The following is a 24,495-nucleotide window of genomic DNA, read 5'->3' as shown; positions in this document are numbered from 1 at the left end:
AAAACAAGGACTACTGTCAGAAAAATGGAGATTATATAATTTCCAAAAATATAATACCCACCCCATGACAATGCAGCAATAAAAATACATCCAACCAATATAAGCAGATTCTTAATCATAGTAGTCACGCATATTCTGATGATACAGATGAAGTTTTCGCTCTAAGGCCGAAGCTATTTCTAAAACTATGATGTTTATCTAGCACCTGTGGATTTTGAACATAAAACGCATTCCAGTTATCGAATTTCAGGTTGTTATGTTCTAAAAATGCGAACATGTCAGATATTCTATAACCACAACCCAAAGAGCGACCACTTGCGACCGCAATACTCCCAATCACAGCTCCAATATAAGCTGATGCGCCAAAAGCAGCTGCAACTTTCAATTTTTCAAGGCCCGTAGTTGCACCAATGAGCTCACCTATTGTAGCCCCCTTTCCTAGGGTTCTTAAGGCTTCCACCATAACCGCGGCATGAGCAACGGCAGAATTGTAACTATCAAATAAGTTCGAAGGCACTGGAAGCCCCAGAGCTTGCATATTCTCATTAAAATATTTTTTAAAGTCCCCTGAATTGTAACACCGATTCATATCATATCTCCTTGATTAATCTAACCTAACAGTCCGTTACTGAGGTCTTCGACCTAATAATATTTATTAGCAGGCATACCTTAAATTCATACAACAAAAACCAGGCTGACACATATCCACTGGATTTTAAAATACTTAATCATACCAACCAAAAACCACTTTAATAGTAAGGCATTTGACTCGACTTATCCAGCGCGAACAAGGTACAACAACTCTGTACCCTACCCTTCAAGCACGCTACCGCCCAGACCGTGCACTATCACAGTGTGGGACTACTTAAATTGTGGGTATTTGATTAAAACAACAAAGACTTGCATGAGCAAGCCTTTGATTGAGGGACTTTAGTCGCGGATTAGCGGAAGGTGAATTCACCGGCTTCGACGTCTACGCCGATTTCACTGCCCGGCGGGTAGTCGCCGGCGAGGAGTTTTTGCGCCAGCGGGTTTTCGATCCACTGTTGGATGGCGCGTTTCAGTGGGCGGGCGCCGTAGATAGGTTCGAAGCCGACATCCACCAGTTTTTCCAGGGCGGTGGGGGTCAGGGTCATGCGCAGGTCGAATTCGGCCAGACGTTTGCGCAGGCGTTCCAACTGGATGTTGGCGATACCGGCGACCTGGTCTTTGCGCAGGCTGTGGAACACCACCACTTCGTCGATGCGGTTGATCACTTCGGGGCGGAAGTGCATACCGACGACTTCCATGACGGCTTTTTTCATCAGCTCGTAATCGTCGTCATCGCTGAAACCCTGGATCAGGTCGGAGCCCAGGTTAGAGGTCATGACGATGATGGTGTTGCGGAAGTCGACGGTGCGGCCCTGGCCATCGGTCAGGCGGCCGTCTTCCAGTACCTGCAACAGGATGTTGAACACGTCTGGATGAGCTTTTTCCACTTCGTCCAACAGCAGTACGGAGTAGGGTTTACGCCGCACGGCTTCGGTGAGGTAGCCGCCTTCTTCATAGCCGACATAGCCCGGAGGGGCACCGATCAGTCGGGCGACGGAGTGTTTCTCCATAAACTCGGACATATCTATGCGCACCATGGCTTCTTCTGTGTCGAACAGGAAGTGTGCCAGGGCTTTGCAGAGTTCGGTTTTACCCACACCGGTTGGGCCTAGGAACAGGAAGCTGCCACTGGGACGGGCGGGGTCAGCCAGACCGGCACGCGAGCGGCGCACGGCGTTGGCTACTGCTACAACGGCTTCGCTCTGTCCGACCACACGCTGATGCAGGGCGTCTTCCATGCGCAGCAGTTTGTCGCGCTCGCCTTCGAGCATTTTGGTCACCGGAATACCGGTCCAGCGCGACACGACTTCGGCCACCTCTTCTTCGGTGACTTTATTGCGCAGCAGTTTGGTTTCCTGTGGTCCCTGTTCGGCGGAGTCGGCAGCCTGCAGCTGTTTTTCCAGCTCGGGGATACGGCCATACTGCAGCTCGGCCATTTTGGTCAGATCACCGGCACGGCGAGCCTGCTCCATTTCCACACGGGCCTGGTCGAGTTTCTCTTTTACGTTCTGTGAGCCCTGCAGGCTGGCTTTTTCCGCTTTCCAGATCTCATCCAGATCGGAGTATTCTTTTTCCAGCTTGCTGATGGTTTGCTGCAGTTCGTTTAAGCGTTTCTGCGAAGCGTCATCGGTTTCTTTTTTCAGCGCTTCACGTTCCATTTTCAGCTGGATCAGGCGACGTTCCAGACGGTCCATGGATTCGGGTTTGGAATCCATTTCCATACGGATGCGTGACGCGGCTTCATCGATCAGGTCGATGGCTTTGTCCGGTAGCTGACGGTCGGTGATATAGCGCTGGCTCAGCTTGGCGGCAGCGACGATGGCAGAGTCGGTGATATCGACACTGTGGTGAATCTCATAGCGCTCTTTTAGGCCACGCAGGATGGCAATGGTATCTTCTTCGGTAGGCTCATCGACGATGACTTTCTGGAAACGCCGTTCCAGCGCGGCATCTTTTTCCACATACTGGCGGTATTCATCCAGGGTGGTGGCACCGACACAGTGGAGTTCGCCGCGGGCCAGTGCGGGTTTGAGCATATTACCGGCATCCATGGCGCCTTCGCCTTTACCGGCACCGACCATGGTGTGCAGTTCGTCGATAAACAGAATGATCTGACCTTCCTGTTTCGACAGTTCGTTCAATACCGCTTTCAGGCGCTCTTCAAATTCGCCACGGAATTTGGCACCAGCAATCAGCGAGCCCATATCCAGCGACAGCACGCGTTTGCGTTTGAGCCCTTCAGGGACTTCGCCGTTGATAATACGCTGCGCCAGCCCTTCGACGATGGCAGTTTTACCTACACCGGGTTCACCGATCAGCACCGGGTTGTTTTTGGTGCGACGCTGTAGCACCTGAATAGTACGGCGGATCTCTTCATCACGGCCGATGACCGGGTCGAGCTTGCCGTTTTCCGCACGTTCGGTGAGGTCTACGCAGTATTTATCCAGCGCCTGACGTGACTCTTCGACATTGGGATCAGTCACGGCGGCACCGCCGCGCATATTGTTGATCGCTTCGGTCAGTTTTTCACGGGTAACGCCAACTTCCTTGAGCACCCGTCCGGCATCGGTTTTATCATCCACCATCGACAACAGCATCAGTTCGCTGGCGATATACTGGTCACCGCGCTGCTGCGCCAGTTTATCGGTCAGATTAAACAGCCGTGCCATATTCTGCGACAGACGAATTTCACCATCCGGGTCTTTAACCTGGGGTAAACGATCCAGTGCTTCACCGACTTTGCGGCTCAGCAATGGCATTTGTGCACCAGCCTGGCCCAGCAAAGGGCGCACAGAGCCATCGCGCTGTTCGATGAACGCGGCGAGCAGGTGAATCGGTTCGATAAAGTTATGGTCTTTGCCAACCGCCAGTGACTGAGCTTCAGTCAGGGCGTCTTGCAACTTCGAGGTGAATTTATCAGGACGCATGCCCTTCTCCTTAATTCTGCGTAGATACGGCGGTTGATCAGGCCAACGGCGGTATCTGTTACTGTTGCTGAATTAATGGGGCTGGGCTTTGAGCAATTCAAGTGATTAAATTTTAATCAGCTTATTTAATCGCCTTCGATCCAGATCAGGCTGGCCATACGGCCGGTCTGGTTGTTGCGCCGGTAGGAATAGAAGTACTCACTATCGGTGAAGGTGCAGAAATCACCGCCATAGACTTCGGTGACACCCGCCGCTGCCAGACGAATACGTGCTAACCGGTAGATATCAGCCAGCCATTTGCCAGGATTAGTCGGTGCCTGGATAAAGGCGGCCGAGGCCAGCGGATTATCTTCACAGAAGGCCAGAAACACATCATCACCCACTTCAAAGGCCAGTGGACCGATGGCAGGGCCCAGCCAGACCATCACATCGGCCGGGTTGGCAAACACCGCCAGGGTATTTTCCAACACGCCGTTAGCCAGTCCACGCCAACCGGCATGGGCGGCGGCTACACGTGTACCGGCACGGTCAGTAAACAGCACCGGCAGGCAGTCAGCGGTCATTACCGCACAGGCCATGCCGGGTTCATCACTCCAGCAGGCATCGGCGGCCAGAGGGCAGTCATCATCACTGGCTTTAACCACAGCCGTGCCATGCACCTGTTCCAACCACTGTACCGGCTTTTTCAGGCCCATCGCCTGTTGCAGTATCTGACGATTCTGTTCAACCAGTAACGGATCATCACCCACGTGGTAGGCAAAATTCAACCCGTCGTAGGGCGGCTGACTGACACCATCCATACGGGTGGTGGTCAGGGCATGAATAGTTGGTTTTACCGGCCAGCTGGCCCTGATCAGTTTCATAGTTTACAGCTCGTAGTCGCAGTTATCGGCATCCTCTTTGAGCACCCGTCGCAGGGCTTCAAAATCAGCGGGCAGATCGATTTCCCAACTCATCTGTTGACCGGTTTGCGGATGCCAGAGTTCCAGCTTTTTAGCATGCAGCGCCTGACGACGGAAGTGTTTCAGCAACTCTCTCATCTCTTCACTGGCGCCTTTGGTCAAGCGGACACGGCCACTGTAAAGCGGATCGCCGACCAGCGGGTAGTTGATATGTGACATGTGCACGCGGATCTGATGGGTACGACCGGTTTCCAGTTTCAGACGGATATGGGTGTGCGAACGGAATTTCTCCAGTACACGGTAGTGAGTGATCGCTTCCTTGCCAACCCCTACTACTGCCATCTTTAAGCGGTTTTTAGAGTGACGCGCCATCGGCTCATCGACGCAACCACCGCCGGTCATCACCCCATGTACGATGGCTTCGTATTCACGCCCCATGCTGCGATCTTGCAGCTGCGCCACCAGCTCGGTTTGCGCCTGGATGGTTTTTGCTACCACCATCAGGCCGGTTGTATCCCGATCCAGTCGGTGCACGATACCGGCACGCGGCACATGCCCAATAGCGGGGCAATGATGCAGCAGCGCATTCAGCAAGGTGCCATCGGCATGGCCAGCCGCCGGGTGCACTACCAGGCCTGAGGGTTTGTTCAGAATCAGGATATCGTCATCTTCATAGACGATGTCCAGGGGGATATCCTGAGCAGCATGGCGATCGATCGAAGCGATTTCGACCGATACGGTAATTTTTTCACCGCCATTAAGTTTGTCGCGAGGACGGCGGGCTTCGCCATTGACTTGAAGAGCTCCCTCTTTTATCCAGCTTTGCAGCCGTGAGCGGGAGTATTCAGGAAATAACTGCGACACGGCCTGATCCAACCTTAAACCGTACATTTCGGCCGGTACGTCGGCATTTAAATCAACCTGTTCTGACATCGAATTCTAATCTTTACTCTAGGATGTTTTAGCTTGGCATCCGGTTGTGTTTTAATAGGCCGGAATGAACGTACTTCCAGTATAACCGAAACCGATCTGAAACGCCGGATTCGGTCAACATCTCAGGATAAAGCGATATGCAATTTGTCAAAGTGATTGGCGCTCTGACCCTTTTGATCATGATTTCCGGCTGCTCGTGGTTTGGTGGCGATAAAACGATTCCCGATATTCCCGAGCAGGTACTCTACGATGAGGCCATGAGCGCTCTGGATGTTGGCAACTGGTCTCTGGCGATTGAGAAGCTGCAATTGCTTGAAGCGCGCTATCCGTTTGGGCGCTTTTCTGAGCAGTCGCAACTGGAACTGATCTATGCTTACTATCGCAATAGTGAGCCCGCCGCTGCCCGTGCCGCCGCAGATCGCTTTGCTCGTTTGCATCCCAATCACGACCATATTGATTATGCCTACTATCTGAAAGGCCTGACGTCGTTTGAAGAGGATCGCAACTTTCTTGCGCGCTTCCTGCCGCTGGATGAAACTCAGCGTGATCCGGGTGCAGCCATGGACTCGTTTGAGAGTTTTTCCATTCTGTTGAACCGCTATCCCAACAGTGAGTTTGCACCGGATGCTCAGCGTCGTATGCAGTATTTGAAAAACCGCCTGGCAACTTATGAAATTCATGTGGCCAGCTACTACATGAAGCGTGAAGCCTGGGTGGCTGCGGCTAACCGTGGTCGCTATGTGGTCGAGAATCTGCAGGAAACCCCGGCCGTGCCGGATGCCCTGGCGATCATGGCCGAGTCTTACACCAAAATGGGCATGAATGATTTGGCTGAAAATGCCTTAGAAGTCCTGCGTCTGAACTATCCAGACTACGTGATTCGTCCTTTCTCACCACAGCGCTTCGATCTGCTCTACACCGCCAGCTTTGGTCTGCTGGGTGAAATTGAGCCAGCCACACCGGCACGGCCAGTGAATCCCGATCGGATACGTGAAGCCGAAGAGCAAGGCCAACGTGCCGACAGCTCCAGCGACAACCGTTCACTGCTGCACCGCATCACCTTCGGCACCTTTGGCAGTGATGGCAGCGACGAACAGGAAAGCGGTGAACTGATCGAGCAGCGTCAATAATACTCGACCAGAAAGTCGCTTGTCTTTTGGACCACCTTCGGGTGGTTCAATGCGTTAAGGCCTACAGGGAACTTTCTGATCAACCCAGCATCTGTTATGTTATAACAAATTAACAACCAGTTCATATCAGGAGCACAGCATGCGCAAGATCGCCCTTCCCCTGTTACTCGTAGCCAGCAGTCTCAGCTTTGCCGACACACATGACCACGACCATGATCATAAGCACGACGACGATCATCAACATGACCAGAGCCAGCTTGACTCCCATGTACACGGTATGGCACAGCTGGATGTCGTGCTTGAGGGCGCTATGCTGCTGGCTAGCCTTAAAGCACCCGCTGCCGACCTGGTAGGATTCGAGCATATCGCAGAGAATGAAGACCAGATCATTCAGGTGTACGACCTGGTCGGGCGCATGAATCTGCCTGAAACCTTCTGGAGCTTGCCCGAAGCCGCAGTCTGTGAAGCTGAAGATATTCATGTTGAGCACCATCTGCTGGAAGATGAAGATGAACAAGATCACGACCATGACCACGACCATGAAGATGAGCAGGATCACCACGCGGCTCACAGCGATGTGATTGTAGATTATTACTATAGCTGCGAGCATCCGGAACAACTGGAACAAATCCGTGTCAATCTGTTCAATACCTATCCATCTCTGCAGGAACTACAGGTACAGTTGATCACCCCAGACGGTCAACAGGGCCTCACCCTGAATGCAGGACAAAATATTCTCAGACTAAAAGAATGACGCCAACAAGCGCTATCAAACTGAACCAACTGAGCTTCGGCTGGAAACCACACCGGCCGGTTTTGCAGATCGACACCTTAACCATCCCCCGGGGTGAGCAGGTGTTTCTGCGCGGCGCATCCGGTAGTGGTAAAAGCACCCTGCTGAACCTGCTAGGGGGGTTAATGAAACCCCAGCAGGGTGAAATCGAGTTGCTGGATCAATCGCTCAATACACTGTCACAACGCCAGCGTGATCGCTTTCGTGCTGATCATATCGGCGTATTGTTTCAGCAATTCAACCTGCTGCCCTATCTCAGCCTGATCGATAATGTCGTGCTGCCCTGCCGTTTTTCAGCCGAGCGCAAGCGCAAAGCCGGTGATCCGGTTACCGCCGCAAGGACGTTACTGGAAGCACTGGGACTTGGCGCCTTTATTGATCGCCCGGTACCGACCGCTGAGCTGTCTATAGGACAGCAACAGCGTGTTGCCGCCGCCAGGGCACTGATCGGCCAACCAGAGGTGTTGCTTGCCGATGAGCCCACCTCAGCACTCGACAGCGACACCCGTGACCAGTTTCTGGATCTGCTTTCAACACAAAGTCGCCTGAATAACACCACCCTGGTGTTTGTCAGCCATGATCTTAGCCTCAGCCAACACTTTGACCGGGTCATTAATCTGGGCGATATCAACCGCTGCAAAGGGACTAACTGATGCTGGCTCTGGCACTGCGCAGTCTTTGGAATCGTCGTGGCACTGCGGCACTGACCCTACTCACCCTGGCGATCAGCGTGCTGCTGCTCACAGGGGTAGAGAAACTGCGTCAGGATGCTCGCCAGGGATTTTTTAATACCGTCGCCGGCACCGACCTGATCGTGGGCGCACGTAGCGGTTCGCTGCCGCTGCTGCTCTACTCTGTATTCAATATCGGCCAGCCCACCAACAATATCCGCTGGAGCAGCTACGAGCAGATAGCCGCGCAGGATCAGGTGGCCTGGAGCATTCCCATCACCCTGGGCGACTCACACCGCGGCTTTCGGGTAGTGGGCACCACTGAGGACTACTTCCGCTATTACCGCTTTGGTAAACAGCAGCCCTTGAGTTTTAGTCAAGGTGACGCCTTTGATGACCTGTTTGATGTGGTTATCGGTGCCGAAGTGGCACGTGCACTGAACTACAGCCTGGGTGACAAGCTGGTGATTGCACATGGACTGGGACAAGGCAGCTTCGCCAACCATGACGATATGCCATTTACTGTATCCGGCATTCTCCAATCTACCGGCACACCGGTGGACCGTAACGTGCTGATCAAACTTGAGGCTTGGGAGGCAATTCACCTTGGCTGGCGGGCGGGCACCCGTATTCCAGGCCTGAGTGCCAGTCAGGATGAAGCCCGTGAAATGGATCTGACTCCGAAACAGATCACCGCCTTTCTGTTGGGTCTGGAATCCCCTATCAGCACCTTTCATCTGCAGCGCTCAATCAATACCTTTCGTGCCGAACCTCTGCAGGCTATCCTGCCAGGCGTTGCCATACAGGAGCTGTGGCAGGTGATGGCGGTTGCCGAGCGCACCCTGCTGGTCATTTCCGGCTTTGTGGTGTTTGCAGGCTTTACTGGCATGCTAGGCATGCTGTTAACCAGCCTCAACGAGCGTCGGCGTGAACTGGCGGTGCTACGTGCTGTAGGAGCAGGCCCACTGCGTATTGTCGCACTGCTGTTGTTCGAGGCCACGCTATTAACCTTCCTGGGAATTCTGCTGGGAATGTTGCTGCTGACCTTGCTAACCTTCGGTATTCAGGATTGGCTGGCACTGGAATACGGTATTTTTCTCAACCCTGGCTGGCCGGACAAGAGCCAGTGGTTATTCCTGGGTGCCGTACAACTGGCCGGACTGTTGACCGGTCTGATTCCCGCTTGGCGCGCCTACCGCTATACTTTGGCGGATGGTCTGACACCAAGACTCTGAAACCCTGATACAGATACAGGATACCTATGCTGAAACTAATTACTGCTTTGCTGCTGGCACTATTGATAGCGTTGCCGCTGCAGGCCGAAGAAACTGAAGAGCCCAGGGTATTTACCTGGGATGAGCTGATGCCGGAAGACTATACCCTGTCGCTCAGTGACCTGATCGGCGATTCGAATTTCGATCCCTACAACTTCGACATGATTGATGACTACAGCCCGGAAGCGGAACGGATGATGGACAACATGCTGCAGGTATTGGCCTCAGCACCGGTTCGCGGCGAACTGGATGGCTTGATGATCAGCATTCCCGGATTCGTGGTGCCCTTGGAAGCTGAACAAACCAAAGTATTCCGCTTTTTCCTGGTCCCTTACTTTGGCGCCTGTATCCATGTACCGCCACCGCCATCAAACCAGATTATCGATGTGCATTTTGAGCCCGGCACAGAAGTGGAAAACCTTTGGGATGCGGTATGGATAACCGGACGTCTAACCACGGTGACCTACAGGCACGATATGGGTACAGCCGGTTATCGACTGGAAGCCTTTCAGATCACCCCCTACGACTGGGATGAAGCCGAAGAGGGTGAGTGGTAAGTCAGTTTTAAAGAGTAAAGGATTACTCGCCTGCCCGCCAGCCAGAGGTGATCGGATAACGCCGGTCACGACCAAAACCACGCTGAGTGATACGCGGTCCTATCGGTGCCTGGCGCCGTTTGTATTCGTTCACATCAACCAGTCGAATCACCCGCTGCACCACCGCCTCATCAAACCCTTCGGCAATAATGGCATGGGCACTAAAATCACACTCAACATAGAGTTCCAGTATCCGATCCAGATCGTCATAGTCCGGCAGCGAATCCTGATCCTGCTGCCCTGGTGCCAATTCAGCCGAAGGCGGTCTATCAATCACCCGCTGCGGAATTGCTGGTGACAGGCTGTTACGATAATTCGCCAGACGGTACACCAGCGTTTTCGGTACATCTTTCAACACATCGAAACCGCCAGCCATATCGCCATACAAGGTCGAATAACCCACCGCCACTTCACTCTTGTTGCCCGTGGTCAGTACCAAGGCACCGGTTTTATTCGAGATAGCCATCAGCAGCACACCTCGACAACGCGCTTGCAGGTTCTCTTCCGTGGTATCTGGCTTCAGTCCGGCAAAAGCGGGGGCCAGTTGCTGCATAAAACTGTCATACAGGGGTTCAATGGAGATGGCGCTATATCGCATCCCCAGCATTTTGGCTTGCCCTTCGGCATCTTCTACGCTCATGGAAGCGGTATAACGGAACGGCATCATCACCACTTCCACACGTTCCGGCCCCAGAGCATCTACCGCTATAGCCGCGGTGACCGCCGAGTCGATACCACCGGACAACCCCAGCACTACCTTGGGAAAGTGGTTTTTTTCAACATAGTCACGCACACCCGTGACCAGCGCCTGATACACAGACGCTTCATAATCCGGAAACGGATGAGAGGGTTGCAGCGGGTTAATCTTGCCCGTGCTAACCTGATAGTCGACACAGTCCAGCGATTCACTGAAGTGCGCAGCACTGAACACCAGCTCACCCTCGGCACTCACCACCAGCGAGCCGCCATCAAACACCAACTCATCCTGAGCACCAAACTGATTCACATAGATAATCGGCGCCCCGCACTCCTGCGCACGCTGCGCCAGCACCTGCAAACGCAAACCAGTTTTACCGGCATGAAATGGCGAGGCATTCAGGTTCAGAATCAGCTCAGCACCCTGGGCTTTTAACTGCTCAACCGGCGCGCTGTGCCAGATATCCTCACAGATAGTCAGACCAATACGACAACCCTTCAAGCTGAAGGTACCTGACTGATGACCCGCGACAAAATAACGCTGCTCATCAAAGACCTGAAAATTAGGTAGACACTGCTTGGCGTATTCGAAGATCAACTCACCCTGGTGAATCACACCCGCCATATTGTAGAGCCGACCCTCGTTATAACGCGGGTAGCCCACCACCAGCGTGATCCCCTGCAACTCCTGACATAGCCGCTGCAACGCCTTCTCGATCCGCGGCTCCAGACTCGGCCGCAGCAACAGATCTTCCGGCGGATAGCCAGTAATCGCCAACTCAGAACACAGCAGCACATCCGCCTGATGCTGATCACGCGCCGTCACCGCCGCCGCCAGTATCTTGTCGGTATTACCGGGAATATCTCCCACCAGGAAGTTCAACTGGGCCATAGCGACCCGTAAGGTATCGGTCATTGCGTGAGTAAACTCGTCTGCTCTGTCTGAAGAAAAGGGCCAACTGTTACAGCAGCACCCCCGAAGCGTCTATTTTGCAATGTTTGTGGGATAAGAGCCAGTTCTAGCCTGACTTATCAGCAGGATGCTAGTGTGACCGGTTATTCTATTCATCTCGCTGCTGACGCAGCATGTCGATGTTTTCTTCGTACTTCTTATCGACAGCCAGTTCTATAAAGCGGCGAAGGGTATTAGGCTGTGAATCCTTTGAATCTTCCATTGGAAGATAACTTAAAGTCATTTGTAGCGCGTGTTCAAAAACACTTAGCCCGGTGATGTCCTGAAGATTAGGGTCGGCACCAGCAGCCAGCAATAATTCGACACCATTTATGTCATTAACTTGTAGAGCATCTGAAAGTGCAGTTCTTCCGAGGATATCCTGAGCATTCACATCTGCGCCCTCCTCAATTAACAAAGAAAGAGTTTCAGCACACCCCTTGAACATACTGGGGGCAGTATATCGTCCAAGAAGACTGTAACTATTAAATGATGGCTGCTCTATTCTGGCGCCCGCGGCTAACAGCCGCCTGGCTTGATCCGGTCTACATTCAAACCACGCAGTAGCTCGGTACGGATGGTAACCATTATTTGCAAAATAAATAGGCGTTATAGGTGGTATTCCAGGGTGCCTACCAGGAAATAAGGCGTTTACATCAGCACCAGCAGTAATCATTGTATCCAACTGCTCTGGTGTACCAAACATAACTACTTCGAATATTAGCGGGTATTCTATTGTTTCTGTATAGTTATAGTTTGCTACAGCCAAAGATGATTTTTGATCGGCATATTGATCAAAAATTTCTTGGATTTCATCAACTTTCAGCTTTATATATGCATTATATTCTGACTTAATCTCTTTGTATTGCTCATATTCTAAAGCTTGTGTCTCAGAAATCACTGAAGTGCTTAAAAAGCTGCCAAATAAACCGATGATAATAAAAGACCAACGAAACTTGCTCATTATAACTCCGTTTATAGATGTTTAATCTTATTCCATAGGTCTTCAAATTTACAACTATCATGTTCAGCCACCCTCAAAACTGCCTGTAAGGGGTCCTGAGGAATCAACCTCAATGTATCAGACTTCCAATGTATATCCCCATGATTGGCGTAACAATTCTCAACCTCTAAACGAATATTTATAAGCATCACCCCTCTCGCCCCAGACGGTTCCAGCAACCCTACCATTGGCCCAATAAAATGACCGACTTCTCTAGCGACAAGATAGCGAAAAGGAGGTTTGCCAGAGGCAGCAACTCGAGTGACTAAATACTTTTGATCTGCTGCTGCAACAATACTAATGCCATACTCCGCTTTCAGCGTTTGGCATACATCAACGGTGGGAAATAAACTGGTGGCTGAGCTGCGTAGCTCTTCAGGACAAAGACTGGTTGTCATGGCATCTCTCCTTGATATAAACCGATATGTATTATCTAACTACAATGCTATAACTTCCTTTAGCAACAATAACCCTACATTTCGAATGCCATGAAGTCAACCTTATCTAGAACCCTGTCCAGCAGACCGATTCTGTCGGATCAACTGGATGTGAAAGCAGATTTTGCCGCCGTGATGGCATTCATGCATTCACTCCTTTCATTCCCTCTGAGGTGTAGCGTTCACCTACCACCGGCAAACGGGCAGTAGCCATTTCTAGCTGTTGTTGTTCCTCGATGCTAAGCGTGATCTGCGCCGCAGCGGCATTATCCTCAATATAGCGCAGTTGCTTTGTACCAGGGATAGGCACGATATCGGGCCCTTTTGACAAGAGCCAAGCGAGCGAAAGTTGCGCCGGACTGCAGCCCTTCTGCTTGGCTATTACAGCAATCTCATCAGCGACCTGACGGTTTATATCAATCGCTCCTTCAGCAAAGCGTGGCAGGTTGGTACGAAAGTCGCCTTCTCCAAACTCTGCAGCATGCTGAAAGCGCCCAGTCAGAAACCCTCGGCCCAGGGGAGAATAAGGTACGAAACCGACGCCTAACTCACGGCAGGTGGGTAACACTTCTCGCTCCACTTCACGTGTCCAAAGTGAGTATTCGGTCTGTACTGCCGTGATTGGGTGAACGGCATGCGCCCGGCGCAGCGTTTCAGCACTGACTTCACAGAGTCCGATACGAGCGATTTTTCCGGCCTGAACCAACCGAGCAAGTCCATCGATTGTCTCTTCGATCGGCTGCTCACGGTTGATGCGATGAACGTAATAGAGATCAATTTGTTCCACGCCGAGTCGGCGCAGTGAACCTTCGCAGGCTTTTCGCGCATAGTCAGCACTATTTTCCAGACTGCGACTATATTCACCTGGGTTACGCACAATACCGAATTTGGTCGCAATATGAACTGGCTGCTTATTATGGGCCAGAAAGCGACCAATCAGTTGCTCGTTGTGATGTGGTCCATACATATCAGCCGTATCGAAAAAATTAATGCCAAGCTCGACGGCACGCGCGAGCACTCGCAGTGATTCGTTGTCATCCCGAGGACCATAGAACTCACTCATACCCATACAACCCAGTCCAATAGCAGAAATGGACAGATTGGCACCAAGCGTTCGCATTTTCATGGTAGATCTCCTTGAGTCTTAAAGTTACATCAGGGCAAAAGGACCAGACTGCCGGTTGTGCGGCCAAGTTCGAGCTCCATATGTGCTTTTGCAGCATCCGCCAGCCTGTATTCTCCGCCGACATCAGCAACGATACCAACGCCGAAAACTTTGATAACTTCTTCAGCGGCCTGTGTGTAACGCTCCCGATCGGCTGAATAGGCCATGACACTCGGTTTAGCTAATGAGGCAGTACCCAGCTCTTCGATGCTGATCGGAGAGACCGGTCCCAACACCCAACCAATACTGGCAACGGCACCAAAGGGACGGACAGACCCGAGTGATTTTCTTAGCATATCCCCACCGATACCATCAATCGCGAAGTCGACACCGCTTGCGTTCGTCAGATCGGATACTTCTCGGACTACATCGGCATTCCGGCCAACAATGACGTGATCTGCACCCTTGGCAATGGCGTAAGCCGCCTTTTCTTTGGTGCTGGCAGTTCCAATCACAGTGGCTCCCATATGCTTGGCCCAACGCGTTAGCATTACACCAAGACCACCCGCCGCGGCATGAACCAGCAGGACTGATCCAGAGCTAACCGGATAACTGACCGTTAGCAGCATATGGGCGGTTAGTCCACGCAGCATTGATGTCGCCGCGATTTCAAAAGGAATGTTTTCAGGCAGTCGAATCGCCCGCCAGGCTGGCAAAATCCGAGTCGATGCATAAGCACCTGGAACTCCAGCATAGGCCACTCTATCACTAACCTGAATGCCCTCGACGTCAGCACCAACGGCTTCAACGACCCCAGCCCCCTCAACACCCGGAACATGGGGCTCTGTCAACGGATAGAGCCCGGCTCGATGGTATATATCAATGAAATTGATGCCAATGGCATGCTGGCGAATACGGATTTCTCCCGGTCCAGGTTCTTGCGGGAAGGACTCCATTACCTCGAGTACTTCCGGCCCTCCGGGTGCCTTTATGCGAATTTGAATATCACCCTCTAACCGGTTTGATGATTGATGTTGCCGGGATGTTCGGTTGTTCATCATAGTTCTCCTTGAATCTTGAAGACACATCGTGGCACTATTTGAAAATGAAAAAAATGAACTATTTAGATAAAGAGTTTTCCGAATTTGAAAAACAGATGCCACGAGGCTGGGTCTGGGATGATACGCGCGCGTTTCTGGCCGTCGGTCGGCATGGCACGCTGAGTGGTGCAGCATCAGAACTTAATCTGGGGATTGCAACGCTTTCGCGGCGCATCGAGCGTCTCGAGAAAGCGCTGAAGTTACCGCTCTTTGTACGCCAGCAATCAGGTTATCAACTAACAGAGGATGGAGCCGCCCTGGTCGAAAAGGCCGAAGTTTTGGAAGCGGCGGCGCTGGCTTTCTCTTTCAACGCCGCTGCCCAGGCGCAGATGACAGGCAAGGTGCGTCTGGCGACAGCTGAGGGTCTGGCGACAGGACTCATCCTTCCAGCACTTCCAGAGTTCTGCAAAAAGTATCCTGATCTCACGATTGAACTCGTGACTGACATTGCAACCGTCAATTTGCATCGCCGTGATGCGGATCTTGCTTTACGAATGGTCAAACCTGAGCGTGGCAATGTCACATTACGCCGCCTCGGCATCTTAGGGTATGGACTTTACTGCAGCCCAGACTACGCAACCCAGCGTGCAATCAACCCGATTCCGGGATGCTATGACAACGATGACTTCATTACTTGGAGCGACATGCAAGCACACCTCCCTGCCGCACAATGGGTTGAGCGAATACTGCAGGGACGTGAGCCAGTACTGACCACCACCTCGATCTCAACTCAGGTTGTGGCAGCTAAAGCAGGGATAGGGCTTGCAGTGCTACCGCATTTTATCGCTCTAGATGCTGGACTGACCTGCATCGACTCGAATATAGACGTCAGCCAGCCACTTTATCTGGTCATCCAATCTGATCTGGCACAGTCACGCCGCACGCGAGCCGTGGCCAATTTCCTTGTCGATCTAGTGAGCCGCAACAGTACTCGTTTACATGGTTAAAACATTACATGATCAACCAATCCAGATATCTCTATCAATCCACCTCCTCTCGCACCCGCCCTGCCATAGATATCACCAGCCGATGCTCCGATTCCGACTGCCCGGCCTTAATACGAAACGTGCCATTGGAAAAGCCGGTGACACTGCCATCCGGCTGATACGTCAGGCTATCGCCGCGATTCCAGTGCACACTAATAGGCTGAGCAAAGCGATCCACCCGCAGTAGCGCGTCACTATCAGGAACCATGCGATTGCGTTCGGTATCGATAAACATCAACGCCGCTTGCCACTGGGTTGTGCCGCTTAAGGAATCGCTGACACATTGTTCGCCATCCTCTGTGCGACACAACGTAATCCAGGCTTGTCGGCTGACCGCTTCGATTCGGGCTAATGCCAGGTGTGTTTTCAAGCGCTCGGCGGCACTCTCCTGACGTGTTGTTTCCAGCAGAGCGGAGAAAGAGGGTACGGCTACCGTGGTTAACACGACCACTAGCACCATGGCGACAAGGAGTTCCAGCAAGCTCAACCCAAGCTGATGCGCTTGCGGATATTGGCTTAGACTTTTCACAGCAACTCAGTCCAGTTATGCAAATAAACCCGGCCATCTTCCTCTGAGCGATAAAACTCCACCCGCAACAAACTGTTGCTTAAATCATCCAGATCACTCTTCACCGCTCCCCGTACGGTCACAGTGACATAATCACCGTCCCAATCCAGTTGATCGGCCAGAATCTCGTAGTAGCTATGTGCAGCAATTTCGCCATTAATAAGACTATCCCAATCCTCACTCTCCCAGTGATCCGGATCGGCGCATAGCCAGGTATAGAACGCCATCACCCCAGCATCGGCGGCTTCATCGGTCTGAGCCTTGAGATGCAGGTTGTGGCTCATACGCTGCTGCAATTGCGAGTTAACCGCGGCGCTGAAGGTCAGCATAGCGATGACCGACAGGAAAATCAGCGTCACTAACAAGCTGTTACCCTGCATGGATTTCAGTTGTAATTGCATGGGATACCTCCTTGTACCCTGTTCAGTTGCGCCTCAGTGCAGCGCTGTATTCCACCGGAGCTCGATCAGCATTAATACCCGAGAAGGCCAGTCGAAAGCGCAGGCTGCGTACCGGAATGCAGCAGTGAGGTTCAGGCAGGTGCTCATCCTCAAGGATACGTCCATCACCATTGAGATCGGCACCATAGGCAAAGGTCAGCGAGGCCACGCCAGCAATTAAGGCCTGTCCGTTACAACGCAGCTGGTCATCATTAACCCGAAACTGATCTATGAACTCGGTACCCGCTGTTTGCTCCTGACCCAGACAATTGCGACTGCCGTCCTGCGCCAGGTATGTCAGATTGGCCTGTTGTTCATCACTGTCCAGATTAACCTGCTGTGCCTGGCGTATAGCACGGCGCAGTTGTAACACAGTGTAACGCTCGATCTCCTGCGCCGAGTTCAGCCGCTGCTGAGAGCGCCAGCTTTCCTTGCCAGCGACTAGCAGTGTTGAGGCGGCGAGCAATAATATCGTGCTGATCACCAATGCTACCAGCAGCTCCGTTAAGCTGAAGCCTTGTTGGGCGCGCATCTTAGCAGTCGGCTGTTACAGGTCGGTGGGTTTGCCAGAGTTGTCCCGGTGACGTCGGATCATCGGGTGAGGCACTGAACAAGGTCGAGTAGCCTTGTAGCAGATAATTCTGACGTGCTTCACTATTCAATGCGGCCAGGTAGCAGCGTTGTTGCCAGAGGTGCTCAACGGCTTCGGTATGTGCCAGCGTTTGTTGCGTGAGTAGCTGACTCTGGTAGGCCGTTTGCAGATTGCGTAGTTGCAGTTGAGTTAGCGCCAGACTGCCACTACTGAGCAGTAACAGTGTGATCATAACTTCGGGAAGGCCAACACCGCGTTGGTGGTGGCAAGAGAGGGTAAATGATCGCATGGCTTTTCCGTCCCTGAAAAAGTGTGAGTTAATGAAGCTATCCTTAGCTTCAGCGAATTTTTAGACTAGTACGCCCCGCTATCGGCGTCAAGTCCGACAGCGGCACCAATAACAGCCATTACGACTAGTTTTTTACAGTTACGGCATCCGCCAGATCAACAATCTTCACTTCAAACAACACGGTTTTCCCTGCCAGCGGATGATTGAAATCCACGGTGACACGCTCATCACTGAATTCAGTCACCACGCCTGGAACTTCGCCACCAGGCTCTTTAAACGAGACGACCAAACCCGGTTCCAGATCCATATTGGTGAACTGACTGCGCGGCATGACCTGGACATTGCTAGGGTTGTGCATACCGAAGCCACGCTCAGGGGCAATGGTAAGATCCAGATGGTCACCCACTTTCAGGCCAATCAGTGCCTGCTCGAAGCCTTCAGGAATATTGCCATCACCAAATACAAACTGTACTGGCTCGGCATCAAAGTTGGAATCGATCACCGTACCATTTTCGAGTTTTAGGGCGAAGTGCATGGTTATTGCCGTGCCTACACCCAGAATTTTTTCGTTCATATAATGCCCTCGGACTATCGGGCCGGCTTATCAGCGCGACCAGAGATAAACAGCATGTCGATAATCAATATGGCCGCGCCGACACTAATGGCACTGTCAGCCAGATTAAATGCCGGAAAATACCAACCGCCATAATGCAATGAAATAAAATCAACTACATACCCATGCAGGATACGGTCATAGAGGTTACCTAGTGCACCTCCCAAAATTAACGCCAATGCCAGGCGCATCCACCACTGCTGTGCCGGTGTACGCGTTAGCCAGACTAACAGCACGATACTGACAATCAGAGAAACACCCACAAAGAACCAGCGTTGCCAGCCACCGGCTCCGGCAAGAAAGCTGAAGGCGGCACCGGGATTGTGCAGCAGGGTGAGGTCAAAAAACGGCAGCAGCGGGACGGGACGGGCATACACCAACATCTCCGTAGCCAGCCACTTGCTACCCAGATCCAGCACCACGACCAGCAGTGTGAGCAACAGCCAGCGCCAGGCACTGACTGGAGTATTTATCTGCTGATCAGGCATAGTAGCGTTGTTCACCACTGCCGCTGACGTTGTCTACACAACGACCGCAAATCTCTTCATGCTCCACATGTTCACCCACATCGGCACGGTGATGCCAGCAACGCGCACACTTGGGATGCTCAGAAGCCGCAACTGTGACTTTCAAACCGTCCACAGAGGTTTCTCTTGCCTCAGCACCTTCAGCCAGGGGCTTGAGCGTGACCGCGGAGGTAATCAGGACAAAGCGTAGCTCATCACCCAGACGTTCCAGATCGGTTTGAATGCTATCACTGACATAGAGTATCGCTTCAGCTGCCAGAGAAGCCTTGACCAGTTTTTCGCCACGGGCATCTTCCAGACACTTATTCACCGCATCTTTGATCGACATGATACGGCGCCAGTAGGCATCGCCCAGTTCATCATCAGCAGACAGGGTAAACAAGCCTTCATACCAGTTGCTCAGCAACACACTGTCACGACGGCTGCCCGGCAGCACTTCATAGATTTCTTCAGCGGTGAAGGTCAGGATCGGTGCGATCCAGCGGGTCAGCGCTTCGGCAATATGGTACAGCGCGCTCTGGCAAGAGCGTCGTGCCAGGCTATCCGCCTGGGTGGTGTACTGGCGATCTTTGATGATATCCAGATAGAAACCACCCAGCTCCTGTACACAGAAGTTGTGCACAGCCTGATAGACATCCAGGAAGCGGTAGTCATCATAGGCGGCAATGATTTTTTGCTGCAGACGCCAGGCGGCATCTACGGCCCAACGATCCAGTGCCAACATCTGCTCCGGTTCAACCAGATCAGTGGCCGGATTGAAACCGTTCAGGTTTGCCAACAGGAAGCGTGAGGTATTGCGGATACGTCGATAGGCATCGGCAGTACGCTGCAGTATCTGCTTAGATACCGCCATCTCACCTGAGTAGTCAGTGGCTGACACCCACAGACGCAGAATATCAGCACCCATGCTATCGGTCACTTCCTGCGGCCCGATTACATTGCCCAGGGACTTGGACATTTTATAGCCCTTCTCATCCACCACAAAACCGTGTGTCAGCACCTGCTTGTAAGGGGCCACACCGTTGATGGCGATAGAAGTTTTCAGCGATGACTGGAACCAGCCACGGTGCTGATCTGAGCCTTCCAGATACATATCAGCCGGGAACTGCAGCTCTTCACGAGTGCGCAGCACAGAATTGTGTGTGGTGCCTGAATCAAACCAGACATCCAGGGTGTCGGTGACTTTATCGTAATCGGCGGCTTCATCACCCAGGAGTTCGGCAGCATCCAGCTCAAACCAGGCATCGATGCCGTCTTTTTCGATACGTAACGCTACGGCTTCAATCAGTTCCTGAGTGCGTGGATGCAACTCACCAGTCTGCTTGTGAGTGAACAGCGTTATCGGTACACCCCAGGTGCGCTGACGTGAGATACACCAGTCCGGGCTTTGCTCAAACATGGCTTCGATACGTGCCTGACCCCAACCAGGGAACCACTGCACACCCTTGATTGCGTCAAGCGCATCGGCACGCAGATTTTTATCATCCATAGAGATAAACCACTGCGGGGTGGCACGGTAAATCAGCGGGGTTTTGGTGCGCCAGCAGTGCGGGTAGCTATGCTGGAATTTTTTCATGTGCACCAGTTTGTGTTCACGCTCCAGTGCATCACAGACAGGCTCATCAGCCTTGTAAACATGCACGCCAGCAAATTCGCCAGCCGCATCACTGTAGGTGCCGTTGGCCTGAACCAGGTTCAGTGTATCCAGGCCATATTCCTGACCCACGACAAAGTCTTCCATACCGTGATCTGGCGCGGTGTGCACCGCACCCGTACCCGCTTCAGTGGTCACGTGATCACCCAGGATCACCGGCACCTGACGGTCAAACACCGGATGCTGCAACAGCTGACCTTCCAGCGCTTTACCACTGCACTCTGCCAGTACCTGGTACTGCTGGATACCCCAGCGTGCCATGATAGTGTCAACCATCTCAGCCGCAACGATCAGGCGCTCTTTGCCATGATTGATCGCCGTTTCAACCAGGGCGTAATTCAACTCGGCATGCAGCGATACCGCCTGATTGGCCGGGATGGTCCAAGGGGTGGTGGTCCAGATCACAATGGACACAGGACCTTCGCCCGCTGTGGTATTGAACAGAGCCAGCACGGCGCTTTCATCCGCTACGGTCATGCGCACATCGATGGCGATAGAGGTTTTTTCCTGATACTCGACTTCAGCTTCCGCCAGAGCCGACTGACCGACCACGCTCCAGTAGACAGGCTTGTAGCCCTTCACCAGATGACCGTTTTCAATGATCTTGCCCAGGGAGCGCACGATATTGGCTTCAGTTTCGGCATTCATGGTCAGGTAAGGTTTATCCCAGTCACCGATCACGCCCAGGCGGATAAAGTCAGCTTTCTGCCCTTCGATCTGCTTGGTGGCATAGTCACGGCACTGCTGACGAAATTCACGGAAGGGCACCTTGTCACCGGCACGACCGATGGTGGTTTCGACCTTGTGCTCAATCGGCAAACCATGGCAGTCCCAGCCCGGAATATAGGGCGCATCAAAACCACTCAGGGTTTTCGCCTTGACGATCATGTCCTTGATCACTTTGTTAACCGCATGGCCAATATGAATACTGCCGTTGGCGTAAGGAGGGCCATCGTGCAAAATAAATTTGCGACGACCCTGCCCTTCTTCACGCAGGCGAGCGTAAAGATCAATCTCATCCCAACGAGCCAAACGGGCAGGCTCTCGCTGGGGCAGATTACCGCGCATCGGAAACTCGGTTTCCGGCAGATTCAGAGTGTGTTTGTAATCGGTCATATCAGTTAACTTCCGCAAGTGAATTCTGCCCGGTGCTGTTAGCAAACCAGAGACGGGCCGTTTCAATATCTGAAAAAATCTGTGTTTTTAACGCATCAAGTCCGTCAAAGCGCTTTTCGGGACGCAAAAAGTGCAGAAACTCGACCTGCATCAACTGCCCATACAGGTCCTGATCCCAGTCGAACAGGTGCACTTCCAATACCGGCAAGCGGCCATTAATCGTCGGCCTGACGCCAACATTGCAAATGGCCTCACGCTCATGCTGACCAACGCGAGCCGTTACCGTATAGACCCCCTGTAACGGACAACGAAAGCGGTGCATGCGCACATTGGCGGTAGGCACACCCAGCTCACGACCGAGTTTATTACCATGCTGCACCCGCCCGGTCACACGGTAGGGACGACCCAGCAGCTGTTCGGCCAATTCAAAGTCACCGCGCATCAGCGTTTCTCTGATTAGCGTACTGCTGACCCGTTGGTCGTTAATCAGGTGCGTATGCGTATGCTCTACCGAGAAATCATGCGCGGCTCCAGTCGCTTCCAGCATGGCATAATCACCGGTGCGGTCACAACCGAAGCGAAAATCATCACCGACGACAAAGTGCCGCACATTCAGGCCATTGAGCAGTAATTCATCGACAAACGCCTGCGCCGACATACTGCGCAAACGGGCGTTAAATGTCAGACACAGCACGCGGTCTATGCCCTGATCCCGCAATAGCCGAACCTTTTCATCAAAGCGCGTCAGCCGCGGTGGTGCATCACTACCAGCAAAGAACTCACGCGGCTGAGGTTCAAAGATAATCACTACGCTCGGCAGGCCCATTTCAGCCGCTTTCTGCTTCACCTGCGTCAGTACTTTCTGGTGACCCAGGTGTACGCCATCGAAATTACCAATGGTGGCCACACAGCCTCGGTGTTTGTCGCGCAGATTATGTAAGCCTCGGATCAGTTCCATGCCATCATCTTGGGTCAGAATCTAAACCGCGCATTATAGTCGAAAAAGCGCACCATTATCAGCCCCGCTAAGGCTTTTGTCAGGCCCGCAGATGTCGTAAGCGCAACCCGGCGAGCCACTGTGCCGCCAGATAGACCAACCCACCCCCGATCACCAGCAACGACAACCACTCAACCCGCTGCCACAAACCGGCATTTAACCAGTCATCGGTGCTGGCACTCAGGCTCAGCAGATAGGTCAGCAGCAGTGCATTGGCGAACAGATTACGCAGCCACACACGCCCCCAGCCTGGCTGCCAGCGCAATACGCCAACCTTGAGCAAACCGTATAACAACATACCGGCATTCAAAAAGGCCGACAGCGAAGTCGCCAGCGCCAGTCCCACGTGATCCAGCGGCCAAACCAGAATCAGGTTGAACAGCATGTTCGCTGCCATTGCCCAGATCGCGATTTTCACCGGCGTTTTCATATCCTGGCGGGAAAAGTAACCGGTTGCCAGTACCTTGATCAGCATAAAGGCCAGCAAGCCCAGTGCATAAGCTTTCAGGCTCATGCCAGCCATCATCACATCCCTATCCTGCATCTCACCATAGTGAAACAGCGTGGCAATCATCGGCTCGGCCAGCACCACCAACGCCAGGGCGGCAGGCAAGCCGATCAACAAAATCATCCGCAGCGCCCAATCCAGTGTCGCCGAAAACACCTTATCGCTCTTGTCTGCATGATTACGTGACAGGGCAGGCAGAATCACCGTAGCGATCGCAATACCAAACACCCCCAGAGGCAATTCCACCAGCCGGTCAGAGTAATACAACCAGGACACACTGCCATCTTGCAGAAAGGACGCCAACACGGTATCGAGCAACAGGTTGATCTGCGCCACCGACACGCCAAACAGGGCCGGCACCATCAACTTCATGATCCGCCGCACCCCTTCATCACGCCACCCCATCGTCGGTCGTGGCAACAGACGCAAACGTGCCAGGAAGGGCAACTGGAACAGCAACTGCATCACCCCAGCCAGAAACACACCCCAGGCCAGACCCATGATCGGTGGATCCATCAACGGACTGATCCACAACGCCGCGCCGATAAGACACAGATTCAGCAACACCGGGGTAAAGGCGGGAATAGCAAAGCGCTCGTAACTGTTAAGAATCGCCCCACAAAAGGCTGTCAGCGAGATCAGTAACAGGTAGGGAAAGGTGATGCGCAACATCTCCGAGGCCAGCGCAAAGCGCTCATCACCGGCCAGATAGAATCCGGGAGCAAAGATCGCTGCCAATACTGGCGCCGCCATCATCGCCACCAGGGTCAACAGCAGCAGCGTCATGCCAAGGGTGCCAGCCACCCGATTGACCAGTAACTGCACCGCTTGCAAGTCGCGCTGAGTACGATATTCCGAAAGAACCGGCACAAACGCCTGCGAAAATGCCCCTTCTGCAAACAGACGACGCAAAAAATTGGGAATTTTAAAGGCCACGAAAAACGCATCCGCATGCCCACCGGCACCGAAAATCGATGCGATAGTGACATCTCGAACCAGCCCCAATACGCGTGAAAACAGGGTCATGATCCCAACAGTGCCACTGGATCTCAGCAACCCAGCTTTTTTAGCCTCCACCTTTTCCAATTCCGCTTT

General features: G+C 52.8%; 24 protein-coding genes. 6 read left to right on the top strand and 18 right to left on the bottom strand.

Annotated elements, in window-relative coordinates; genetic code table 11:
- Nucleotides 1–124: 124 nt before the first annotated feature.
- From ACN0R1_RS12095 to rluD, 4 genes are all read right to left on the bottom strand, one after another.
- Nucleotides 125–589, bottom strand: a complete 465-nt coding sequence (locus tag ACN0R1_RS12095; RefSeq protein ID WP_417583175.1) for a hypothetical protein — start codon at nt 587–589, stop codon at nt 125–127.
- A gap of 352 nt (nt 590–941) precedes the next feature.
- The gene (gene clpB / locus ACN0R1_RS12090; RefSeq protein ID WP_417583173.1) at nt 942–3,518 is read right to left on the bottom strand and encodes an ATP-dependent chaperone ClpB; all 2,577 of its coding nucleotides are present in this window, start codon (nt 3,516–3,518) and stop codon (nt 942–944) included.
- Between the two features lie 125 nt (nt 3,519–3,643).
- Entirely contained in the window at nt 3,644–4,381 is a 738-nt protein-coding gene (pgeF, locus tag ACN0R1_RS12085; RefSeq protein ID WP_417583171.1) for a peptidoglycan editing factor PgeF, read from the bottom strand.
- A 3-nt stretch (nt 4,382–4,384) separates the two neighbouring features.
- The gene (gene rluD, locus ACN0R1_RS12080; protein ID WP_417583169.1) at nt 4,385–5,353 is read right to left on the bottom strand and encodes a 23S rRNA pseudouridine(1911/1915/1917) synthase RluD; all 969 of its coding nucleotides are present in this window, start codon (nt 5,351–5,353) and stop codon (nt 4,385–4,387) included.
- A 137-nt stretch (nt 5,354–5,490) separates the two neighbouring features.
- Between rluD and ACN0R1_RS12075 the strand changes: the two genes are divergently transcribed.
- The 5 genes from ACN0R1_RS12075 to ACN0R1_RS12055 all read left to right on the top strand — a co-directional run bounded on the left by ACN0R1_RS12075 (nt 5,491) and on the right by ACN0R1_RS12055 (nt 9,778).
- Nucleotides 5,491–6,483, top strand: a complete 993-nt coding sequence (locus ACN0R1_RS12075) for an outer membrane protein assembly factor BamD (RefSeq protein ID WP_417583167.1) — start codon at nt 5,491–5,493, stop codon at nt 6,481–6,483.
- A gap of 139 nt (nt 6,484–6,622) precedes the next feature.
- Nucleotides 6,623–7,237 carry a DUF2796 domain-containing protein gene (locus ACN0R1_RS12070; RefSeq protein ID WP_417583165.1) on the top strand — a complete coding sequence of 205 codons (615 nt, stop codon included), beginning with the start codon at nt 6,623–6,625 and terminating at the stop codon, nt 7,235–7,237.
- Entirely contained in the window at nt 7,234–7,929 is a 696-nt protein-coding gene (locus tag ACN0R1_RS12065) for an ABC transporter ATP-binding protein (protein ID WP_417583163.1), read from the top strand. Before ACN0R1_RS12070 ends, ACN0R1_RS12065 begins: the two co-directional genes overlap by 4 nt.
- A complete protein-coding gene (locus ACN0R1_RS12060) occupies nt 7,929–9,182 on the top strand; it encodes an ABC transporter permease (protein WP_417583161.1) in 1,254 nt (417 codons plus the stop codon). The genes ACN0R1_RS12065 and ACN0R1_RS12060 overlap by 1 nt, the downstream gene beginning before the upstream one ends.
- 26 nt (nt 9,183–9,208) lie before the next feature.
- Nucleotides 9,209–9,778 (top strand): DUF3299 domain-containing protein, encoded by a 570-nt coding sequence (locus ACN0R1_RS12055; protein ID WP_417583159.1) that lies wholly within the window; start codon nt 9,209–9,211, stop codon nt 9,776–9,778.
- A 22-nt stretch (nt 9,779–9,800) separates the two neighbouring features.
- Here ACN0R1_RS12055 and ACN0R1_RS12050 read toward each other — a convergent pair whose 3' ends face one another.
- The 5 genes from ACN0R1_RS12050 to ACN0R1_RS12030 all read right to left on the bottom strand — a co-directional run bounded on the left by ACN0R1_RS12050 (nt 9,801) and on the right by ACN0R1_RS12030 (nt 15,068).
- Nucleotides 9,801–11,429: an NAD+ synthase gene (locus ACN0R1_RS12050; protein WP_417583157.1), complete on the bottom strand. Its 1,629-nt coding sequence runs from the start codon at nt 11,427–11,429 to the stop codon at nt 9,801–9,803.
- A 145-nt stretch (nt 11,430–11,574) separates the two neighbouring features.
- Nucleotides 11,575–12,429: an ankyrin repeat domain-containing protein gene (locus ACN0R1_RS12045; RefSeq protein WP_417583155.1), complete on the bottom strand. Its 855-nt coding sequence runs from the start codon at nt 12,427–12,429 to the stop codon at nt 11,575–11,577.
- A gap of 11 nt (nt 12,430–12,440) precedes the next feature.
- Complete coding sequence (locus tag ACN0R1_RS12040; RefSeq protein WP_417583153.1) at nt 12,441–12,866, bottom strand: hypothetical protein; 426 nt, start codon at nt 12,864–12,866, stop codon at nt 12,441–12,443.
- 181 nt (nt 12,867–13,047) lie between these two features.
- A complete protein-coding gene (locus tag ACN0R1_RS12035; RefSeq protein ID WP_417583151.1) occupies nt 13,048–14,031 on the bottom strand; it encodes an aldo/keto reductase in 984 nt (327 codons plus the stop codon).
- 29 nt (nt 14,032–14,060) lie between these two features.
- On the bottom strand, nt 14,061–15,068 hold the full coding sequence (locus ACN0R1_RS12030) for a quinone oxidoreductase family protein (protein WP_417583149.1): 1,008 nt from the start codon (nt 15,066–15,068) through the stop codon (nt 14,061–14,063).
- A gap of 56 nt (nt 15,069–15,124) precedes the next feature.
- Here ACN0R1_RS12030 and ACN0R1_RS12025 point away from each other — a divergent pair, with 56 nt between their 5' ends.
- The gene (locus tag ACN0R1_RS12025; protein WP_417583147.1) at nt 15,125–16,057 is read left to right on the top strand and encodes a LysR family transcriptional regulator; all 933 of its coding nucleotides are present in this window, start codon (nt 15,125–15,127) and stop codon (nt 16,055–16,057) included.
- A gap of 34 nt (nt 16,058–16,091) precedes the next feature.
- On the opposite strand, the gene ACN0R1_RS12020 is transcribed toward ACN0R1_RS12025, so the two are convergent.
- The 9 genes from ACN0R1_RS12020 to murJ all read right to left on the bottom strand — a co-directional run bounded on the left by ACN0R1_RS12020 (nt 16,092) and on the right by murJ (nt 24,426).
- Nucleotides 16,092–16,625: a GspH/FimT family protein gene (locus ACN0R1_RS12020; protein WP_417583145.1), complete on the bottom strand. Its 534-nt coding sequence runs from the start codon at nt 16,623–16,625 to the stop codon at nt 16,092–16,094.
- Complete coding sequence (locus ACN0R1_RS12015) at nt 16,622–17,065, bottom strand: pilus assembly PilX family protein (RefSeq protein WP_417583143.1); 444 nt, start codon at nt 17,063–17,065, stop codon at nt 16,622–16,624. Before ACN0R1_RS12015 ends, ACN0R1_RS12020 begins: the two co-directional genes overlap by 4 nt.
- Nucleotides 17,066–17,087: 22 nt before the next feature.
- A complete protein-coding gene (locus tag ACN0R1_RS12010; RefSeq protein ID WP_417583141.1) occupies nt 17,088–17,636 on the bottom strand; it encodes a PilW family protein in 549 nt (182 codons plus the stop codon).
- A gap of 1 nt (nt 17,637) precedes the next feature.
- Nucleotides 17,638–17,985, bottom strand: a complete 348-nt coding sequence (locus ACN0R1_RS12005; RefSeq protein ID WP_417583139.1) for a prepilin-type N-terminal cleavage/methylation domain-containing protein — start codon at nt 17,983–17,985, stop codon at nt 17,638–17,640.
- A gap of 124 nt (nt 17,986–18,109) precedes the next feature.
- The gene (locus ACN0R1_RS12000; protein WP_417583137.1) at nt 18,110–18,559 is read right to left on the bottom strand and encodes an FKBP-type peptidyl-prolyl cis-trans isomerase; all 450 of its coding nucleotides are present in this window, start codon (nt 18,557–18,559) and stop codon (nt 18,110–18,112) included.
- A 14-nt stretch (nt 18,560–18,573) separates the two neighbouring features.
- Nucleotides 18,574–19,086, bottom strand: a complete 513-nt coding sequence (gene lspA, locus ACN0R1_RS11995) for a signal peptidase II (RefSeq protein WP_417583135.1) — start codon at nt 19,084–19,086, stop codon at nt 18,574–18,576.
- Nucleotides 19,079–21,895: an isoleucine--tRNA ligase gene (ileS, locus tag ACN0R1_RS11990; protein ID WP_417583133.1), complete on the bottom strand. Its 2,817-nt coding sequence runs from the start codon at nt 21,893–21,895 to the stop codon at nt 19,079–19,081. The genes lspA and ileS overlap by 8 nt, the downstream gene beginning before the upstream one ends.
- A gap of 1 nt (nt 21,896) precedes the next feature.
- Nucleotides 21,897–22,853, bottom strand: a complete 957-nt coding sequence (ribF, locus tag ACN0R1_RS11985) for a bifunctional riboflavin kinase/FAD synthetase (protein WP_417583131.1) — start codon at nt 22,851–22,853, stop codon at nt 21,897–21,899.
- Nucleotides 22,854–22,932: 79 nt separating this feature from the next.
- Entirely contained in the window at nt 22,933–24,426 is a 1,494-nt protein-coding gene (gene murJ / locus ACN0R1_RS11980) for a murein biosynthesis integral membrane protein MurJ (RefSeq protein WP_417583195.1), read from the bottom strand.
- Between the last annotated feature and the right edge of the window lie 69 nt (nt 24,427–24,495).

This window comes from Nitrincola sp., from assembly GCF_048264025.1.
In the GTDB taxonomy this organism is placed as follows: domain Bacteria; phylum Pseudomonadota; class Gammaproteobacteria; order Pseudomonadales; family Balneatricaceae; genus Nitrincola.
This window is presented reverse-complemented; position numbering and strand designations above follow the sequence as displayed.

Bases quoted from the DNA above. Each gene is read 5' to 3' on its own strand.
- murJ (WP_417583195.1), bottom strand. From the start codon at position 24,426: ATGACCCTGTTTTCACGCGTATTGGGGCTGGTTCGAGATGTCACTATC.
- ACN0R1_RS12060 (WP_417583161.1), top strand. From the start codon at position 7,929: ATGCTGGCTCTGGCACTGCGCAGTCTTTGGAATCGTCGTGGCACTGCG.
- ACN0R1_RS12010 (WP_417583141.1), bottom strand. From the start codon at position 17,636: ATGCGCGCCCAACAAGGCTTCAGCTTAACGGAGCTGCTGGTAGCATTG.
- ribF (WP_417583131.1), bottom strand. From the start codon at position 22,853: ATGGAACTGATCCGAGGCTTACATAATCTGCGCGACAAACACCGAGGC.
- ACN0R1_RS12040 (WP_417583153.1), bottom strand. From the start codon at position 12,866: ATGACAACCAGTCTTTGTCCTGAAGAGCTACGCAGCTCAGCCACCAGT.
- ACN0R1_RS12045 (WP_417583155.1), bottom strand. From the start codon at position 12,429: ATGAGCAAGTTTCGTTGGTCTTTTATTATCATCGGTTTATTTGGCAGC.
- ileS (WP_417583133.1), bottom strand. From the start codon at position 21,895: ATGACCGATTACAAACACACTCTGAATCTGCCGGAAACCGAGTTTCCG.
- ACN0R1_RS12000 (WP_417583137.1), bottom strand. From the start codon at position 18,559: ATGAACGAAAAAATTCTGGGTGTAGGCACGGCAATAACCATGCACTTC.
- clpB (WP_417583173.1), bottom strand. From the start codon at position 3,518: ATGCGTCCTGATAAATTCACCTCGAAGTTGCAAGACGCCCTGACTGAA.
- ACN0R1_RS12075 (WP_417583167.1), top strand. From the start codon at position 5,491: ATGCAATTTGTCAAAGTGATTGGCGCTCTGACCCTTTTGATCATGATT.
- ACN0R1_RS12005 (WP_417583139.1), bottom strand. From the start codon at position 17,985: ATGCGATCATTTACCCTCTCTTGCCACCACCAACGCGGTGTTGGCCTT.
- ACN0R1_RS12070 (WP_417583165.1), top strand. From the start codon at position 6,623: ATGCGCAAGATCGCCCTTCCCCTGTTACTCGTAGCCAGCAGTCTCAGC.
- ACN0R1_RS12050 (WP_417583157.1), bottom strand. From the start codon at position 11,429: ATGACCGATACCTTACGGGTCGCTATGGCCCAGTTGAACTTCCTGGTG.
- ACN0R1_RS12065 (WP_417583163.1), top strand. From the start codon at position 7,234: ATGACGCCAACAAGCGCTATCAAACTGAACCAACTGAGCTTCGGCTGG.
- ACN0R1_RS12095 (WP_417583175.1), bottom strand. From the start codon at position 589: ATGAATCGGTGTTACAATTCAGGGGACTTTAAAAAATATTTTAATGAG.
- ACN0R1_RS12035 (WP_417583151.1), bottom strand. From the start codon at position 14,031: ATGAAAATGCGAACGCTTGGTGCCAATCTGTCCATTTCTGCTATTGGA.
- ACN0R1_RS12015 (WP_417583143.1), bottom strand. From the start codon at position 17,065: ATGCAATTACAACTGAAATCCATGCAGGGTAACAGCTTGTTAGTGACG.
- pgeF (WP_417583171.1), bottom strand. From the start codon at position 4,381: ATGAAACTGATCAGGGCCAGCTGGCCGGTAAAACCAACTATTCATGCC.
- rluD (WP_417583169.1), bottom strand. From the start codon at position 5,353: ATGTCAGAACAGGTTGATTTAAATGCCGACGTACCGGCCGAAATGTAC.
- ACN0R1_RS12055 (WP_417583159.1), top strand. From the start codon at position 9,209: ATGCTGAAACTAATTACTGCTTTGCTGCTGGCACTATTGATAGCGTTG.
- ACN0R1_RS12025 (WP_417583147.1), top strand. From the start codon at position 15,125: ATGAACTATTTAGATAAAGAGTTTTCCGAATTTGAAAAACAGATGCCA.
- lspA (WP_417583135.1), bottom strand. From the start codon at position 19,086: ATGCCTGATCAGCAGATAAATACTCCAGTCAGTGCCTGGCGCTGGCTG.
- ACN0R1_RS12030 (WP_417583149.1), bottom strand. From the start codon at position 15,068: ATGAACAACCGAACATCCCGGCAACATCAATCATCAAACCGGTTAGAG.